Genomic DNA, 16,650 nt, shown 5'->3' on the forward strand with positions numbered 1-16,650 from the left:
CGCGCAAAACAGCCGAGCAGCCGCCGAGCCCCATATGAACCAACGCCTGTCGATCAGCGCCCTGATCTTTTTCGTCGTGATGATCCTTTTGGGCGTCTATTTTGCCTATGCGGCGGTTCAGGGTCCCTCTGGCATCCTGCGGCGCGTGCAGTTGCAAGCCGAAACGCAAGAGCTGGTCCAGCAGCGCAACAAGCTGCAGGCCGAGGTGGACCGGATGCGCAATCTGACCCGCCGGCTGTCGGATGAATTTCTGGACGTGGACCTGCTGGACGAACGTGCCCGCGACGTTCTGGGCCTGGTGCGCGCTGACGAAATCATCATCCGCTAGGCTCTCAGGCAAAGCGCACGATCCCGGCCTGCCCGGATATCCGGTCTGCGAACTGCCTTTTCCTGCATCGCCACACTTGCTCAAGCCGCCTTTCGGGCGGCTTTCTGCATCTGGTGTCTGGACCTATGCACGAGTCCGGTTTACTTCCCCCGACAGCTTCGCCTAGAATTAGTTTAACGCTGAACTATTCCCCGCCCCGAGGAGGAGGCCCATGGTCAGAAAGCCCGCAGCCAGGCAGAGCACGCCGAACGTGTCCAAAGATGAGCTGCTTCAATACTATCGCGACATGCTGTTGATCCGCCGATTCGAAGAAAAGGCCGGTCAGCTTTACGGCATGGGCCTGATCGGTGGTTTCTGCCACCTCTACATCGGGCAAGAGGCCGTCGTCGTCGGTCTGGAATCCGTCGCCAAGGAAGGCGACAAGCGCATCACCAGCTACCGTGACCACGGCCATATGCTGGCCTGCGGCATGGACGCACGCGGGGTGATGGCCGAGCTGACCGGCCGCATCGGCGGCTATTCCAAAGGCAAGGGCGGCTCGATGCACATGTTCAGCCGCGAAAAACACTTCTACGGCGGCCATGGCATCGTCGCCGCGCAGGTGCCCCTGGGGGCCGGTCTTGCCTTTTCCGACAAATACCGGGGCAATGACAACGTCACCTTCGTCTATTTCGGTGATGGTGCCGCCAACCAGGGTCAGGTCTATGAGACCTATAACATGGCCACGATCTGGGAACTGCCGGTGGTTTTCGTGATCGAGAACAACCAGTATGCGATGGGCACCTCGCTCAAACGCTCGACCCGTTCGACCACGCTTTACGGCCGTGGCGAGGCTTTCGGCATCCCCGGCGAACAGGTGGACGGCATGGATGTGCTGGCCGTCAAGGCAGCGGGCGAAAAAGCGGTGGCGCATTGCCGCGCCGGCAAGGGTCCCTACATCCTTGAAGTCATGACCTACCGCTATCGCGGCCACTCGATGTCCGACCCGGCGAAATACCGCACCCGCGAAGAAGTGCAGAAGATGCGCGACGAACGCGACGCCATCGAACACGTACGCGAGCTGCTGCTGCAGGGCAAACATGCCTCCGAAGACGACCTCAAGGCCATCGACAAGGAGATCAAGGAAATCGTGAACGACTCTGCCGAGTTCGCCAAGGAAAGCCCGGAGCCGCCGCTCGAAGAGCTGTGGACCGATATCTACGCCGAAGAAAAGAGCGCCTGAGGGAGAGGGAACCATGGCAACCGAAATCCTGATGCCCGCCCTGTCGCCGACCATGGAGGAAGGCACGCTGGCCAAGTGGCTGGGCAGGGAAGGGGATAGCGTGAAATCCGGCGACATCATCGCCGAGATCGAAACCGACAAGGCCACGATGGAATTCGAGGCCGTTGATGAAGGCATCCTTGGCAAGATCCTGATCCCCGAGGGTACGCAAGCGGTCAAGGTGAACACCCCGATCGCCATTCTGGTCGAGGAAGGCGAATCCGTCGATTCCGCCCCGGCACCGAAAGCCGAAGCACCTGCCGAGACAAAGGCTGAGGCTCCGGCAGCTCCGGCCCAGGCCGCCGCACCTGCCCCCGCACCGGTAGCGGACCTGTCGCCCGACTGGCCGGAAGGCACGCCGATGAAGACCATGACCGTGCGCGAAGCGCTGCGCGAAGCCATGGCCGAAGAGATGGAGCGTGACGAGACCGTCTTCCTGATGGGCGAAGAGGTCGGCGAATATCAGGGCGCCTACAAGATCAGCCAGGGGCTGCTGGACAAGTTCGGCGCGCGCCGCGTGGTCGATACGCCGATCTCGGAAATCGGCTTTGCCGGTATCGGCACCGGGGCCGCTATGGCAGGGGGGCGGCCGATCGTCGAGTTCATGACCTTCAACTTCGCCATGCAGGCGATTGACCATATCATCAACTCGGCCGCCAAGACGCTTTACATGTCGGGCGGGCAGATGGGTTGCCCCATCGTCTTTCGCGGACCGAACGGCGCCGCCGCCCGCGTGGCCGCCCAGCACAGCCAGGATTACGCAGCCTGGTATGCGCAGATCCCCGGTCTGAAGGTGGTGATGCCCTATACCGCAGCTGACGCAAAAGGCCTGCTCAAGACCGCGATCCGCGATGGTAACCCCGTCGTGTTCCTTGAGAACGAGATCCTTTACGGCCGCAGCTTCGAAGTACCGGATCTGCCGGACTTTACCATCCCGTTTGGCAAGGCGCGCATCGCACGCCCCGGCCGCGACGTGACCATCGTCAGCTTTGGCATCGGCATGACCCACGCGCTGGAAGCAGCCGAGACGCTGGCTGGCGAAGGGATCGAAGCCGAGGTCATCGATCTGCGCACCCTGCGCCCGATCGACTATGCGACCGTCATCGAATCGGTGAAACGCACAAACCGCTGCGTGACGGTGGAAGAAGGTTTCCCGGTCTGCTCGATCGGCAACCACATCTCGGCCCATCTGATGGAGAACGCCTTCGACTGGCTCGACGCTCCGGTCATCAACTGCACCGGTAAGGACGTGCCCATGCCTTATGCGGCCAACCTTGAAAAGCACGCGCTGATCACTGCCGCCGAAGTCGTCGAAGCCGTGAAGAAAGTCACCTACCGTTAAGGGGAGGGCAGAAGATGCCGACTGAAATCCTGATGCCCGCCCTGTCTCCGACCATGGAGGAAGGCACGCTGGCCAAATGGCTGGTGAAAGAGGGCGACGAGGTCAAATCCGGCGACATCATCGCCGAGATCGAGACTGACAAGGCCACGATGGAATTCGAGGCCGTTGATGAGGGCGTCCTGGGCAAGATCCTGATTGCCGAGGGCACCCAGGGGGTAAAGGTCAATACCCCCATCGCTGTCCTGCTTGAGGATGGCGAAAGCGCCGATGACATCGGTTCGGCCCCCGCACCCAAGGCAGAGGCCAAGCCCGAGGCCGCGAAAGCAGAGGCCGCTCCGGCGGCGGCAGCCCCGGCTGCGCCTGCCCCGGCTGCGCCAAAATCGGCTGAGGGCGGGCGTATCTTTGCCTCGCCTCTGGCCCGGCGCATCGCGGCGGAAAAGGGCATCGACCTTGCCACGGTTCAGGGCTCTGGTCCGCGTGGTCGTATCGTCAAGGCGGATGTCGAGGGTGCAAAGCCCGGCGCGGCCAAGCCTGCCACCGCCGAAGCCCCGAGAGCGGCGACCCCCGCCCCGGCTGCTGCCGCACCGGCAGGTCCTTCGGCAGAGACCATCCTCAAGATGTATGCCGACCGCGAAACCGAAGAGGTGGCGCTGGACGGCATGCGCCGCACCATCGCCGCGCGGCTGTCCGAGGCCAAACAGACCATCCCGCATTTCTATCTGCGCCGCTCGGCCAAGCTGGACGAGCTGATGAAGTTCCGCGCCATGCTGAACAAGCAGCTTGAATCGCGGGGCGTGAAACTGTCGGTCAACGACTTCATCATCAAGGCCTGCGCGTTGGCGCTGCAAGAGGTGCCGGATGCCAATGCCGTCTGGGCAGGCGACCGTATCCTTAAGCTGAAACCGTCGGATGTCGCGGTCGCCGTCGCAGTCGAGGGCGGGCTCTTTACCCCCGTTCTTAAGGACGCGCAGCAAAAGACGCTGTCCGCCCTTTCGGCCGAGATGAAGGATCTGGCCAACCGCGCCAAGACCAGAAAGCTTGCACCCCACGAATATCAGGGCGGCAGCTTTGCGATCTCGAACCTCGGCATGTTCGGGATCGAGAACTTTGATGCAGTGATCAACCCGCCGCACGGCGCGATCCTGGCGGTCGGTGCCGGCATTCAAACCCCTGTGGTCGAGAATGGCGAAGTGGTGATCCGCAATGTCATGTCGATGACGCTGTCGGTCGATCACCGGGTGATCGACGGTGCGCTTGGCGCCCAGCTGCTGGAAGCCATCGTCAAACATCTGGAAAACCCGATGGGTATGCTGGCCTGATCCGATCAGCCACAGCAATAAAAAGGGGGGGCTCTCGGGCCCCCTTTTTCATATTCAGATGCAGCTCTCTTATTCGCCCGCGGGTTTCGAAGCGACGTTCAGCCCGATCCAGCGCCGCAACAAACGCGCGATCCTGACCTGTCCGCCATGAACGACCGAGAACAGCGACGGTACGAACAACAGCGACAGCAACGTCGAAAGCAGCAGCCCCCCGATCACCGCAATCGCCATCGGAGAGCTGAACTCGGCCCCCTCTCCCGTGCCGATGGCCGAAGGTACCATGCCCGCAGTCATGGCAATGGTGGTCATCACGATAGGGCGCGCGCGCTTATGAACCGCGTCCAGAATGGCGGTACGCTTATCAATGCCCTGGTCCATTGAGCTGACCGCGAATTCCACCAGCATGATCGCGTTTTTGGTCACGATCCCCATCAGCATCAGAAAGCCGATGACCACCGCCATGCTGATCGAGTTCCCGGTCAGGAACAGCGCAAGGATCGCCCCACCGATCGCCAGCGGCAGCGACATCAGGATGGAAATCGGGGTGACGAAATTGTGGAACAGCAGCACCAGCACGACATAGGTCAGCATCACGCCCGAGATCATCGCGACCGAGAAGGCCTGGAACACCTCACCCATAATCTCGGCATCGCCCGAGGGCTGGATCTCGGTTCCCGGTGGCAGCTCGACCTCGCCTTGCAGGGCGGCAACCTCTGCACTGACCGGACCAAGCAGTGCGCCACGGGCAAGGTTTGCCGAAACCGTGGTCCGATAACGCCGGTCATAGCGCCCGATTTCAGTCGCCCCGGCAGAGAGGGTGACATCCGCCACGGCCTCAAGCGGCACCTGCCCGGCTGAACTTGGCACCCTCAGGTTGCGCACTGTCATCAGATCGCGCCGCGCGGATTCGTTCAGCCGCACCATGATCGGGATCTGCTTGTCGCCCGTATTGAACTTGGCAAGGTTCGATTCGGTATCGCCCAGCGTCGCAACGCGAAGGGTGGTGGCCAATGCGCTGGCGGTCACACCCAGTTGCGCGGCAACTTCGGGGCGCGGATGGACCTGAATCTCTGGCCGCTGAAGACTGGCCGAAGAGGTGATCCCTTCAAGCGTGGGCAGGGTCTTCACCGCCGCGCCCAGCCGCTCGGCCGCCTCGGCCGCGCCCTCTTCGCTATCGCCAAGGACCGAGACGGAAAGATCGGCGTTCCCCTCTTCGTTCTGGAAGTTGATGCGCACATCGGGGATCGTCGACAGCTCGCGCTTAAGCTCATCCTCGATCTGAAAGCTTGAACGCCCACGCTCTTCCTTGGGGCCGTAATTGACCATCAGCGTGGCTTTGGTCACGTCCTCATCACCGCCATTGACAAAGACCGAGCGCACCTCGGGCGCGGTCTTGATACGGTGCGAAATCTCGCGCGCCATCGCCTCGGTCTCGGCCACGGTCGAGCCGGGGGGCAGTTCGACGGTGACCTGGCTACGCCCGACATCCGAGGCGGGGATGAATTCTGTCGGCAAAAGCGTTGCCGAAAAGATCGAGATCGCAAAAACACCAAGCCCCATCAGCAGCGACAGCCCGCGATGGCGCAGAGTCCAGCCCAGCACGCCCATCAGACCGCGCAACAGCGGGCCATCGCGTTCCTCGGCCAGACGGGTGTTGTCGCGCAGGAAATATGCGGCGAGCATCGGCGTGATCAGTCGCGCAACCAGCAGCGAAAACAGCACCGAGACCGCGACGGTCAGGCCGAATTGCTTGAAGTACTGCCCGGGAATCCCCCCCATGAAACTGACCGGAGCAAAGACCGCGACGATTGAAAAGCTGATCGCGATGACGGTCAGGCCGATCTCATTCGCGGCCTCCATACTCGCGTCATAGGCGGGCACGCCCATGTTGATATGGCGGACGATGTTTTCGATCTCGACGATGGCGTCATCGACAAGGATGCCGGTGACCAGCGTGATCGCAAGCAGGCTGATGCCGTTCAGCGTAAAGCCCAGCCAGTGCATGACAAAGAAGGTCGGGATGATCGACAGGGGCAGCGCAGTCGCCGCGATCAGCATCGCGCGCCAGTTGCGCAGGAACAAAAACACCACCACCACCGCCAGGAACGCGCCCTCGTAAAGCGTGTCCATGGTCGAATGATAGCTGCCCGAGGTATAGGTCGTCGCATCGTCGATCAGCGTGATCCTGGTGCCCGGATGTCGCTTTTCGATCTCGGCGATACGGGCCTTGGTCCCGTCACCTGCGACCAGATCGGACTGGCCGCTGGCGCGAAAGACGCCAAAGGCAACGACCGGCTGACCGTCAAGCAACGCAAACGTGCGCTCTTCGCTGGCCCCGTCCGTGACAGTGCCAAGCTGGTCCAGCCGCACTGTCCGGCCACCGCCGACCAGAATGGGCGTCGCGGCCAGAAGTGAGACATCATCGGCCGATCCCAGCGCGCGGATGGTGTATTCGGTCCCGGCCAGATCGCCACGTCCACCGCCCATGTCGATATTCTTGGCCCGCAGCTGTTCCGATATCTCGGCCGCGGTCAGCCCAAAGGCCATGATCCGGGCGGGGTCCAGCTCGACATTGATCTGGCGATCCGCGCCGCCGATCCGGGTAATGCTGGCCACGCCGGGCACGGTCGAAAGATCGCGCGACACCACATCATCAACGAAATCCGACAGCTCTTCGATATTCATGCCGGGGTTGCTGATGGCATAGGTCAGGATCGCCATGCCGCTGACGTCGATGCGATGAATCAGCGGTTCGACAATCGACTCGGGCAAGTCTGCCCGGACTTTGGCGACGGCATCCTTGACGTCGTTGACTGCGCGGTCGGTGTCGGTCTCAAGCTCGAATTCGACATAGATCCGTGCCGAACTGTCGGTCGCAGATGAGGTGATGTGCCGCACGCCGGTGATCGAGGCAATCGAGTCCTCGATCGGTTGAACCACCTGCCGCGTCAGCTCTGACGGTGCGGCGCCGGGCTGGCTGACCACAACGCTGACCAAGGGCAGGTCGATGTTCGGCATAGCCGTGACCGCCAGCCGGCTGAAGCTGTAAAGCCCCACCAGCACCAGCACGAGAAAGATCGCAATTGGCGGCACAGGGTGGCGGATGGACCATGCCGAAAAGTTCATTGGGCCGCCCGCACCTGATCGCCACTGCGGAAAAAGGCCGCAGCCCTGGCCACCACCTGTTCACCCGGCGCGACCCCTTCAAGGATTTCTCGCCGGCCCTGCGACAATAGTCCGGCGCGAACCGGGCGGGACTCGATCCGCCCGTCCTTGACCACCTGGACCCGCTCACCCGAGGCATCGGCAAGAATGGCAGAGCTGGGCAAAGTCAGGGCCTGACGGCGCTCGGTGATGATCCAGCCGCTGGCAAAAAGCCCCGGCCGCAGCCGTGGGTCGGGGTCAAGCGCGATCCGCGCCTGACCAAGCCGCGTCACCGGATCGACAGCAGCCGGAACCAGCCGCATCTTGCCCGCGACCTTGCCAAGGCCAGCAACCTCAATCTCGGCCGGATCACCGGGTTTAAGCTGGGTCAGCGCGGTCTCGATCACATCGGCCTCCAGCTCAACCTCGCCACCGGCTATCAGGGTAAACAGGGGATCACCACCACCGCCCGGTATCGCGCCAAGGCGTGCTGTCCGCGCCACCACCACGCCGTCGACCGGCGCAGTGATGCGCGCATGATCAAGATTCAGCTGCGCGATGCTACGCGCCGCCTCAGCAAGCGCCAGCGCCGCGCGCGCAACCCCCAGCCCGTCCGAGGCCGAAGCCGAGGCCGCCCGGGCCGAGGCCTCGGTCGCTATGGCCTGATCCAGGACCGCCTGACTGGCATTGCCGCTTTTACGCAGGCTGCGTGTCCGCTCCAGCGCCGCGACGGCTTGCGTCAGGGTCGCCTCGGCGCTGGCGATCTGGCTTTCGGCCTGGCTGACGCCGGCCAGCGCGCGCTGATATTCGGCCTCGGCCTGCGCCAGTTGCGCGGCCAGCACATCCTCGGACAAACGGGCCAGAACCTGCCCCTCTTCGACCCGGTCGCCGACCTCGGCATCAATACTGGTGATTTCATGCCCCGAGACGAGGGCGTGGATCTGCACCTCTTGCCGCGCCACCAAAGAACCCGAGACCGGCACGCGGGCCTCGATCCAGTCCTGCCTGGCGGTCGCCAGCGTGACTACAGGTAATTCAGATTGTTCTGCGGCATCCGCCGCCTGAGCTGTGGCCGTGCCAGCAGGCCCCATCGGCAAAGCAAGGGCGAGCACCACAATACGGATGAATCGGCTGGCTGCCGTCATCGTCCTCTCCTAACCAATCTGCGGCGCAACATAGTGGCGCGCAGGCCCGGCAACAATGGCGGGCGGTTCAAAAGGAAACGCTGACGCCAGGCAAGTTTAACGCAGTCATCAGGTCCCTGAGTTCCTGACGCGCTGCAATATTTGACATGCTGAGCTGTTCTGTGCCGATGTCCCTGAGATCAAGCAGCGTCAGACCGCGCGGAAAAAGTTCACGAAAGATCACCCGTTCAGAAAAACCGGGGGCGACACGGAAACCGATGCGGCGCGACAGGTTGGTCAGGGCGCTGCCGACCTTGCGCTTGTTGTGCATGGCCTGCGTTCCCAGCCGGTTGCGCAGCACCAGCCAGTCGATCGGCCCCGCACCCGCCTGACCACGCAGCTGGCGGGCAGACCAGACCATCTCGGCATAAATCGAGGGGCCAAGGATCTTGCCTTCGGGGGACAGCCGCGCCAAAAGGTCGAAATCGACAAAACTGTCGTTCATCGGGGTGATCAGCGTATCGGCCAGCGTATGCGCCATCTGACTAAGCCGGGTATGCGAGCCAGGACAGTCGATCAGGATAAAATCGCATTCTGCCTCCAGCGCGGAAACGGCCTGAGACAGCGGATCCGAACCCTCAGGCGCATCAGCCTCAAGATGGGCCAATAGCGGCATGGGCAGGTCCAGCCCCTCGCGCTGTGAAAAGGCAGCACGATTTTCCAGATAACGGCCAAAACTGCGCTGACGCACGTCCAGATCCAGCGCGCCGACACGATGGCCCATGCGCGCCAGCGCTGTCGCCACATGCATTGAGGTCGTGGACTTACCCGAACCGCCCTTCTCATTGCCGACAACGATGATATGCGCCACGAATCCCCCTGCCATGCCCGGCCGCGTCGCGCCGAAACATAGGCCGCAGCCGCAGCGATGAAAAGCGCCGACACCGCGCGAATCGCTGTAAAACAAGCCTTTTCCGGGCGTGAAATGTCACGTCAGTTCCAGCCGTGGCCGCACTGCAACCTTTTGTTCCAGCTTCATTCTTTCATCACGACCAGGTGAGTCGCTTTTTATTCTTGAAAAAGACGATCTGCTATGTCGTTATATATTCATGCCGAGACCGCAAGGATCGGTGAGGAGGAGGAACCAGAGATGATCACAACGAGTCATCCCCCGGTCTTTGGCGGCACGGCAATGCCGCGGCCAAGCACCCCTGCCCTATTAGCGCCAGCCCGGGCCGCGATGCGCCGGGTCACCACCCACAGCCTTGCCAGGAAAGGAGCGATCCAATGATACACGCCGTATTTTCCAAGCCAGACCAAGGCTATGCGACCATCGCCCTTTCGGACCATCAAAGCGTGCAGGGACCGGTCCTGCGGGAATATCATGACGGGCGCGTGGTCATCGACACCGGCAATGGCCATATGACCGGCCTGCCGCTGAACCGTCCGCCGCGTTCGCCGGTCTGGATGCCGATCCTGGGCCTTGCCTTCTGATCAACCGACCGGAGGGTCACCAACGCGGATCGTGCAAAAGTAAAACGCCGCCCTTTTTGGGGCGGCGTTCGTGTATCTGGCTGGCTCTGGGATCAGAAGCCGAGACCGGCGTATTTGTTCTTGAACTTCGACACGCGGCCCCCGGTGTCCATCAGCTTGGCCGAGCCACCGGTCCAGGCGGGGTGCGAGGTCGGATCGATGTCGAGCGACATGGTGTCGCCTTCTTTGCCCCAGGTCGAACGCACCTGATAGGTGGTGCCGTCGGTCATTTTGACTTCGATCAGGTGATAATCGGGATGGATGTCTGCTTTCATGTCGCGTCTCCTCAGGCCTCGGCTTCGGCTTTGGGCTTGTAGTTGGTGACCTCGGCGATACGGGCCGATTTACCGCGACGATCGCGCAGGTAGTACAGCTTGGCGCGGCGGACGCGGCCACGGCGCACCACGGTGATCGAATCGATGTTGGTCGAATAAAGCGGGAAGACACGCTCGACGCCTTCGCCGAACGAGATCTTGCGCACGGTGAACGAGGCGCCGATACCGTCACCGCCCTTGCGCGAGATGACCACGCCTTCGTAGTTCTGCACGCGGGTGCGGCTGCCTTCGGTCACCTTGTAGCCGACGCGCACGGTGTCGCCGGCCTTGAAATCCGGGATGTTCTTGCCGAGCGCAGCGATCTGCTCGGCTTCCAGTTGGGCGATCAGGTTCATCGCTATGAGTCCTCTTGATGCTCGCGGTAGCCCCGCGATTGGTCTGATGCGCCCGAGAGCTGTCGGTCCTTAGCCGGGTCCATATGAGCCTGCTCATATGCCCGCCACAGGTCGGGGCGGCGTTCCTTTGTCAGCCTTTCGGCCATGTCGCGCCGCCAATCAGCAACGGCCGCGTGATTTCCGGACAGCAGAACGTCCGGTATCGCGCGGCCTTCCCAAAGGGCGGGCTTCGTGTACTGAGGGTGCTCAAGCAGGCCGTCGGAAAAGGACTCCTCGGCCAGAGACTCCTGATTCCCCAGCACGCGCGGTATAAGCCGAACAGTCGCGTCGATCAAGACCTGAGCGGCAAGCTCTCCGCCGGTCAGGACATAGTCACCGATACTGATCTCTTCGACGTCATGGGCGTCCAGCACGCGCTGATCCACACCCTCAAACCGGCCACAGATCAGCGTCATGCCAGGCCCTTGGGCCAGTTCCTTGGCGCGGGCCTGGGTAAATGGTCGGCCGCGTGGCGAAAGATAAATCACCGGCAGCGCATTCCTGGTCCCCGCCCCCGCCTCGCGCAGGGCCGCGTCCATCACATCGGGACGGATCACCATGCCGGCACCGCCGCCCGCGGGGGTGTCGTCCACATTGCGGTGCCGCCCGACACCAAAGGGGCGCAGGTCAATGCTGCGCAGATTCCATAGCCCCTGAGACAGCGCCCGCCCGGTCAAAGATAGTCCCAGAACCCCTGGAAATGCCTCGGGAAACAGGGTGATGACCTGCGCGGTCCATGCCCCCCTGACCTGCGGCTCGGCCAACAGGTCGCGTGGCTGCCCGCTGGCCCGGATCGACAGCCGGCCATGGGATTTCATCCCTGAGCTGTCGCCCTCACCGCTCATTCCTCATCCTCGGGCGGATCGGCAATGATGCGGCCTGCGGTCAGATCGACCGTGGGCACAAAGGCGCGGGTAAAGGGCAAAAGCAGGGTCTGACGGCGACCGGGTCCAAAGACCTCAAGTATATCGCCTGCGCCGTGATCATAGATCGCGCGCACCTTGCCAAGCAGCTGCCCCCCGGTGTCATAGACCGGCAGACCAATCAGATCGGCATGGTAGAATTCGTCATCCGGCAGCACCGGAAGCTTGTCGCGATCAGCCCAAAGCGTCACGCCCTTAAGCGCCTCGGCCTCTTCGCGCGTTTCAACGCCCGACAGCCGGGCGCCAAGTCCGCCCGTCACCGGCCGGGTCAGGCGGACGGTGAACGAGCGGCTGCCATCTTCGGTATAAAGCGGAGAATATGCAGCGATGTCATTTGGTTGCGAGGTAAAGCTCTTGAGCCTCACCTCGCCCCGGACGCCAAAGGCGCCCGCGATCGCACCCACACAGACCCGCTCGGTCATTCTTATTCCGAAGCGGCTTCTTCGGCCGGAGCGTTAGCCGCGGCTTCACGGGCGGCGCGCTTTTCAGCACGTTCCTTGGCAGCCTTGCCCGGCTCGCCTTTCTTGAGGTTCTTGCGCTCGGTCTTTTCTTTCAGACCAGCCGCTTCGAGAAAGCGGGCAACGCGGTCGGTAGCCTGAGCACCCTGAGCCAGCCAGTACTGAACGCGCTCAGCATTCATCTTGACGCGATCTTCCGAATCTTTCGGCAGCAGCGGGTTATAGGTGCCCAGCTTTTCGATAAAGCGGCCATCGCGCGGCATACGCGAGTCAGAGGCGACGATGGCATAATGGGGGCGCTTCTTCGAGCCACCACGGGCCAGGCGGATTTTCATTGCCATTGTAAGTTCTCCTTTGGAAATGGCGGGGTTGCGGGGAAAACCCCGCGTCAGGGGAGGAATGTCTCGTGATGTCGGATCACTTCGGCGATCACGAAATTCAGGAACTTGCGCGCAAATTCCGGGTCCAGGTCGGCCTCGCGCGCAAGGCGTTCCAGCCGCTCGATCTGCTGCGCTTCGCGCGTGGGATCGGACGGAGGAAGATCATGTTCGGCCTTAAGACGACCGACGGATTGGGTGTGCTTGAACCGTTCGGCCAGCGTATAGACAAGGATCGCGTCAAGCCTGTCGATGCTGGCGCGATGTTCCTTAAGCAAGGCCGCGGCGCGGGCGATCGGGTCTGACATGCTGTTCTCTGCTGGCTGGGATTCTGGCTCTGCGGGGTTCGGCTGGGGCAGCTCGCTCATCAGACGGTCTCCATCGGATGGCGATAAACAAGGCAAGGATCCTTGCCCGGATGGGCGGCATCGGGATCGCGCACCGCGCCCAACCGTTCGGCCAGTGCGGCCGAGCGCGCGTTCTCGCGCAGGATATAGCTGACCGCCGTCGTCCAGCCGAGATTACGGGCGGCAAAGTCGCGGGCCACCAACGCCGCCTCATGCGCGATGCCACGACCTTCGGCCTCGGGCGTCCACAGGGTCCAGCCAAGCTCATGCTCGGGCCAGCCATCCGGGAACCACGGCCCGACCGAGCCCAAAGGCGCCCCGCTGTCGCGATCAGTCACCACGAAAGAGCCGAAACCCCGCAGCACCCAATGGCCGACGATATGGCCAAAAGAGCGCCAGGCTTGCCCCGGCTCGACCATCGGCCCGCCGATCCAGCGCGCCCGTTCCGAGACCGCGAAATCGCGCCATGCCGGCCAGTCGCCGCCTTGCGGGGCGCGCAGGATCAGACGCTCGGTCGTCAGTACAGGCGTGTCGGACAGACAGATCATGCGCCTATTTCTTCTTGAACAGGCCAGAAAGACCACCGGGCAGGTTCATGCCCCCCAGTTGACCGCCAAGCCCCTTGGGGTCCTGCAGCATACGGGTGGCTTCGGCCATTTTTTCGGGATCGACGTCAGCCATATCGGGCAGCCCACCGCCCCTGCCGGTCATGGCGCGCATGGCTTGCTTAAGCAGCCCGCCCTTGCCCATCTTGCCCAGCTTTTTCATTGTGTCGGCCATCTGCTTTTGCATTTTCAGCAGCTTGTTCAGCTCGGACACTTCCATCCCGGCACCAGCGGCAATGCGCTTTTTACGGCTTGCCTGCAGCAGATCGGGATTGGCACGTTCTTTCCTGGTCATCGAGTTGATCAGCGCGATCTGGCGCTTGATCGCCCGGTCGTCGAAACCGGCGGCCTCGGCCTGTTTGGCCATCTTGCCCATGCCGGGCATCATGCCCATGATCGACTGCATACCGCCCATCTTTAGCATCTGCTCAAGCTGCGAACGCAGATCGTTCATGTTGAACATGCCCTTCTGGAAGCGCTTCATCATGCGCTCGGCCTGTTCGACCTCCAGAACCTCCTGGGCCTTCTCGACCAGCGCAACGATATCGCCCATGCCGAGGATGCGGCGAGCAACCCGCTGAGCGTCAAAGACCTCAAGCGCGTCCATCTTTTCGCCCAGACCGACAAAGCGGATCGGCTTGCCCGTCACGGCACGCATCGACAGCGCCGCACCGCCACGGCCGTCACCGTCCATCCGGGTCAGCACAACGCCGGTGATGCCGACCTTGCCGTCAAATTCGCTCGCGACGTTCACCGCGTCCTGACCGGTCAGACCATCGACGACCAGCAGCGTTTCGCGCGGGTTGGCGACGTCACGGACGGCCTGCACCTCATCCATCAGCACTTCGTCGATGTGCAGACGGCCGGCGGTGTCCAGCATATAGACGTCATAGCCGCCCAGCGTCGCCTGCTGCCGGGCGCGTTTGGCGATCTGGACCGCATTCTCGCCCGGGATGATCGGCAGGGTATCGACGCCGATCTGCTGACCAAGGATCGCCAGCTGCTCCATCGCGGCCGGGCGGTTGGTGTCCAGCGAGGCCAGCAGCACCCGCTTTTTCTCGCGGTCCTTGAGGCGTTTGGCCAGTTTCGCGGTCGTGGTCGTCTTGCCCGAGCCCTGCAGACCGACCATCAGGATCGGCGCCGGAGGGTTGTCGATGCGCAGCTGATCGGGTTCGCCCTCGCCCTGCAGGACCTTGATCAGTTCGTCATGGACGATCTTAACCACCTGCTGACCGGGGGTGATCGACTTGGTGACGGCGGCGCCAGTGGCCTTTTGCGTCACCGATTTCACAAAACTGCGTGCGACAGGCAGCGAAACGTCGGCCTCAAGCAGTGCGACGCGCACTTCGCGCATGGCGGCAGCGACATCCTCTTCGGACAGCGCGCCCTGCTTGGTCAGCCGGTCGAAGACGCCGCCAAGGCGATCGGACAGGTTTTCAAACATCGGCGCCCTCCATAGGTCGTTGCCGTAATCCAGGCGCGCCCCGCGAACGAGACGCGATAAGCAGTAACGCCCCCGTGGGCGCAACGCGCTGACGGGGGGCGATCCCCGCAAAGGACGGGGACCGGAAGGGCAGACCTTCCGGGAATCCGGGGATGGATAGGCCCGTTGGCGCAAGGAGTCAAGGCAGAGAAGCCGCGCCGGGCGATTGACCCCGCCCCGGCTTTGATGAAAACCTCGCCGGAAAGGAGAAAGCCATGACCCATGCCATCAGCCGCTTTCCGGTTCCCACACTTGATGAGATGCCCGAGGATATCGCGCAACGCATCCGCAAAGTGGCCGAGAAATCGGGCTTTATCCCCAATGTCTTTTTAGCGCTGGCGCATCGGCCCGACGAATTCCGTGCCTTCTTTGCCTATCACGACGCGCTGATGGAGCGCGAGGGGGGACTGACCAAAGCCGAGCGTGAACTGATCGTGGTCGCCACCTCGGGCCTGAACCAATGCCAGTATTGCGTTGTCGCCCATGGCGCGATCCTGCGCATCCGCGCCAAGAACGCCTTTATCGCCGATCAGGTGGCCGTGAACTGGCGCAAGGCCGATATTTCGCCACGTGAACGCGCAATGCTCACCTATGCCGAGAAAGTGGCGCTGAATGCCCAGCAGATCGGCCAAGAGGACCATCAGGCATTGCGCGACGCCGGTTTCACCGGCGATGAAATCTGGGACATCGGCGCCATCGCGGCCTTTTTCGGCATGTCGAACCGGCTGGTGAACGCGGGCGACATCCGGCCAAACGACGAATTCTACATGCTGGGCCGCAACTGATGGCCGAACTTTCCGCCGTACCCGACACCCGCCGCGAGGCGTTACAGGGTCATGCCGCGATGTTGCTGTTTTCGGCCGCCATCGCGGGCTCTTTCTCGCTTGGGGCGCGGGCGGCGAATCTGATCGACCCGGCGGCAATCTCGGCCGCCCGCTTTGCCATTGCCGCCGGGGTGATCGGCGGCATCGTCATGGCCGGCCCCGGCATTCAGCGCGCCGCCTTTCGCGCACCATGGCGCTATCTGGTGCTTGGTGGATTGTTTGCGGCCTATTTCGTCCTGATGTTCGAGGGGCTCAAGACCGCGCCCCCCATCTCGGCCGCCGTGGTCTTTACGCTGACGCCGCTGATGGCTGCGGGTTTTGGCTGGCTATTGGTGCGCCAACGCCTGACGGGACGCATTGCGACAGCGCTGGCGTTGGGGGCGGCTGGGTCGCTTTGGGTGATTTTTCGCGGCGATCTTCAGGCGCTGATGCGGCTTGAGCTCGGCCGGGGCGAGGCGATCTATCTGATCGGCTGCGCAGCCCACGCGCTATACACGCCGATGGTGCGGCGGCTGAACCGGGGGGAAAGCGCGCTCGTCTCGACCTTTGCCACGCTGTTTGCAGGGGGGATCTTGCTGCTTATCTGGGGGGCGCCTGCAATCTTGCATACTGACTGGGCGCATCTGCCGCTGATCGTCTGGGTGACGCTGTTCTATGTGGCGATCTTTGCCAGCGCCCTTACGACGGTGCTGGTCCAGTTCGCCGCCATGCGCCTGCCCTCATCCAAGGTGCTTGCCTATACCTATCTGACCCCGATCTGGGTCATCGGGGTCGAGGCGGTCCTGACCCATCAGATGCCGCCGCCCGTCGTCCTGCCCGGAGTGCTGGCAACCGTCGCCGCCCTTTTGCTGCTGCTCAAGGACTGACAACAGC

At 62.8% G+C, this 16,650-nt stretch carries 18 protein-coding genes; 7 read left to right on the top strand and 11 right to left on the bottom strand.

Annotation, left to right across the window (positions count from 1 at the left end):
* The first annotated feature begins 34 nt into the window (after positions 1 to 34).
* The 4 genes from PARACOCCUSGL_RS0109815 to PARACOCCUSGL_RS0109830 all read left to right on the top strand — a co-directional run bounded on the left by PARACOCCUSGL_RS0109815 (position 35) and on the right by PARACOCCUSGL_RS0109830 (position 4,250).
* On the top strand, positions 35 to 328 hold the full coding sequence (locus PARACOCCUSGL_RS0109815; RefSeq protein WP_029371956.1) for a septum formation initiator family protein: 294 nt from the start codon (positions 35 to 37) through the stop codon (positions 326 to 328).
* 211 nt (positions 329 to 539) lie between these two features.
* The gene (gene pdhA / locus PARACOCCUSGL_RS0109820) at positions 540 to 1,550 is read left to right on the top strand and encodes a pyruvate dehydrogenase (acetyl-transferring) E1 component subunit alpha (RefSeq protein ID WP_010395829.1); all 1,011 of its coding nucleotides are present in this window, start codon (positions 540 to 542) and stop codon (positions 1,548 to 1,550) included.
* A 13-nt stretch (positions 1,551 to 1,563) separates the two neighbouring features.
* Positions 1,564 to 2,931, top strand: a complete 1,368-nt coding sequence (locus PARACOCCUSGL_RS0109825; protein ID WP_010395831.1) for a pyruvate dehydrogenase complex E1 component subunit beta — start codon at positions 1,564 to 1,566, stop codon at positions 2,929 to 2,931.
* Between the two features lie 14 nt (positions 2,932 to 2,945).
* Positions 2,946 to 4,250, top strand: coding sequence for a pyruvate dehydrogenase complex dihydrolipoamide acetyltransferase (locus PARACOCCUSGL_RS0109830; protein WP_010395834.1), 1,305 nt, complete (start codon positions 2,946 to 2,948; stop codon positions 4,248 to 4,250).
* Between the two features lie 69 nt (positions 4,251 to 4,319).
* Here the strand turns inward: PARACOCCUSGL_RS0109830 and PARACOCCUSGL_RS0109835 are convergent, their stop codons facing one another.
* The 3 genes from PARACOCCUSGL_RS0109835 to PARACOCCUSGL_RS0109845 form a co-directional block, all read right to left on the bottom strand.
* The gene (locus PARACOCCUSGL_RS0109835) at positions 4,320 to 7,376 is read right to left on the bottom strand and encodes an efflux RND transporter permease subunit (RefSeq protein ID WP_010395837.1); all 3,057 of its coding nucleotides are present in this window, start codon (positions 7,374 to 7,376) and stop codon (positions 4,320 to 4,322) included.
* Positions 7,373 to 8,539 carry an efflux RND transporter periplasmic adaptor subunit gene (locus PARACOCCUSGL_RS0109840; RefSeq protein WP_010395839.1) on the bottom strand — a complete coding sequence of 389 codons (1,167 nt, stop codon included), beginning with the start codon at positions 8,537 to 8,539 and terminating at the stop codon, positions 7,373 to 7,375. The genes PARACOCCUSGL_RS0109835 and PARACOCCUSGL_RS0109840 overlap by 4 nt, the downstream gene beginning before the upstream one ends.
* Positions 8,540 to 8,606: 67 nt before the next feature.
* Positions 8,607 to 9,389: a division plane positioning ATPase MipZ gene (locus tag PARACOCCUSGL_RS0109845; RefSeq protein ID WP_010395842.1), complete on the bottom strand. Its 783-nt coding sequence runs from the start codon at positions 9,387 to 9,389 to the stop codon at positions 8,607 to 8,609.
* A gap of 416 nt (positions 9,390 to 9,805) precedes the next feature.
* On the opposite strand from PARACOCCUSGL_RS0109845, the gene PARACOCCUSGL_RS0109855 reads away from it, so the two are divergent.
* Positions 9,806 to 10,012, top strand: a complete 207-nt coding sequence (locus tag PARACOCCUSGL_RS0109855; RefSeq protein ID WP_010395844.1) for a hypothetical protein — start codon at positions 9,806 to 9,808, stop codon at positions 10,010 to 10,012.
* Between the two features lie 92 nt (positions 10,013 to 10,104).
* Here the strand turns inward: PARACOCCUSGL_RS0109855 and rpmE are convergent, their stop codons facing one another.
* Genes rpmE through ffh form a run of 8 tightly spaced genes read right to left on the bottom strand, consistent with a single transcriptional unit; the run spans position 10,105 to position 14,914 of the window.
* Positions 10,105 to 10,326 (bottom strand): 50S ribosomal protein L31, encoded by a 222-nt coding sequence (rpmE, locus tag PARACOCCUSGL_RS0109860; protein WP_010395846.1) that lies wholly within the window; start codon positions 10,324 to 10,326, stop codon positions 10,105 to 10,107.
* A gap of 11 nt (positions 10,327 to 10,337) precedes the next feature.
* A complete protein-coding gene (rplS, locus tag PARACOCCUSGL_RS0109865; RefSeq protein WP_010395848.1) occupies positions 10,338 to 10,721 on the bottom strand; it encodes a 50S ribosomal protein L19 in 384 nt (127 codons plus the stop codon).
* A gap of 2 nt (positions 10,722 to 10,723) precedes the next feature.
* A complete protein-coding gene (gene trmD, locus PARACOCCUSGL_RS0109870; protein ID WP_010395850.1) occupies positions 10,724 to 11,605 on the bottom strand; it encodes a tRNA (guanosine(37)-N1)-methyltransferase TrmD in 882 nt (293 codons plus the stop codon).
* Positions 11,602 to 12,111, bottom strand: a complete 510-nt coding sequence (gene rimM, locus PARACOCCUSGL_RS0109875; RefSeq protein WP_176224496.1) for a ribosome maturation factor RimM — start codon at positions 12,109 to 12,111, stop codon at positions 11,602 to 11,604. Before rimM ends, trmD begins: the two co-directional genes overlap by 4 nt.
* Entirely contained in the window at positions 12,108 to 12,482 is a 375-nt protein-coding gene (rpsP, locus tag PARACOCCUSGL_RS0109880) for a 30S ribosomal protein S16 (RefSeq protein WP_010395856.1), read from the bottom strand. Before rpsP ends, rimM begins: the two co-directional genes overlap by 4 nt.
* 47 nt (positions 12,483 to 12,529) lie before the next feature.
* The gene (locus PARACOCCUSGL_RS0109885) at positions 12,530 to 12,826 is read right to left on the bottom strand and encodes a chorismate mutase (protein WP_029371962.1); all 297 of its coding nucleotides are present in this window, start codon (positions 12,824 to 12,826) and stop codon (positions 12,530 to 12,532) included.
* A 59-nt stretch (positions 12,827 to 12,885) separates the two neighbouring features.
* Positions 12,886 to 13,413 (bottom strand): GNAT family N-acetyltransferase, encoded by a 528-nt coding sequence (locus PARACOCCUSGL_RS0109890; RefSeq protein ID WP_010395860.1) that lies wholly within the window; start codon positions 13,411 to 13,413, stop codon positions 12,886 to 12,888.
* Between the two features lie 4 nt (positions 13,414 to 13,417).
* Entirely contained in the window at positions 13,418 to 14,914 is a 1,497-nt protein-coding gene (gene ffh, locus PARACOCCUSGL_RS0109895; RefSeq protein WP_010395862.1) for a signal recognition particle protein, read from the bottom strand.
* A 254-nt stretch (positions 14,915 to 15,168) separates the two neighbouring features.
* Between ffh and PARACOCCUSGL_RS0109900 the strand changes: the two genes are divergently transcribed.
* Positions 15,169 to 15,738 (top strand): peroxidase-related enzyme, encoded by a 570-nt coding sequence (locus PARACOCCUSGL_RS0109900; protein ID WP_010395864.1) that lies wholly within the window; start codon positions 15,169 to 15,171, stop codon positions 15,736 to 15,738.
* Positions 15,738 to 16,643, top strand: a complete 906-nt coding sequence (locus tag PARACOCCUSGL_RS0109905) for a DMT family transporter (RefSeq protein ID WP_010395866.1) — start codon at positions 15,738 to 15,740, stop codon at positions 16,641 to 16,643. The genes PARACOCCUSGL_RS0109900 and PARACOCCUSGL_RS0109905 overlap by 1 nt, the downstream gene beginning before the upstream one ends.
* Positions 16,644 to 16,650 lie beyond the last annotated feature (7 nt).

The sequence above is a fragment of the Paracoccus sp. TRP genome (genome assembly GCF_000185925.1).
GTDB classification, from domain to species: Bacteria; Pseudomonadota; Alphaproteobacteria; order Rhodobacterales; family Rhodobacteraceae; genus Paracoccus; species Paracoccus kondratievae.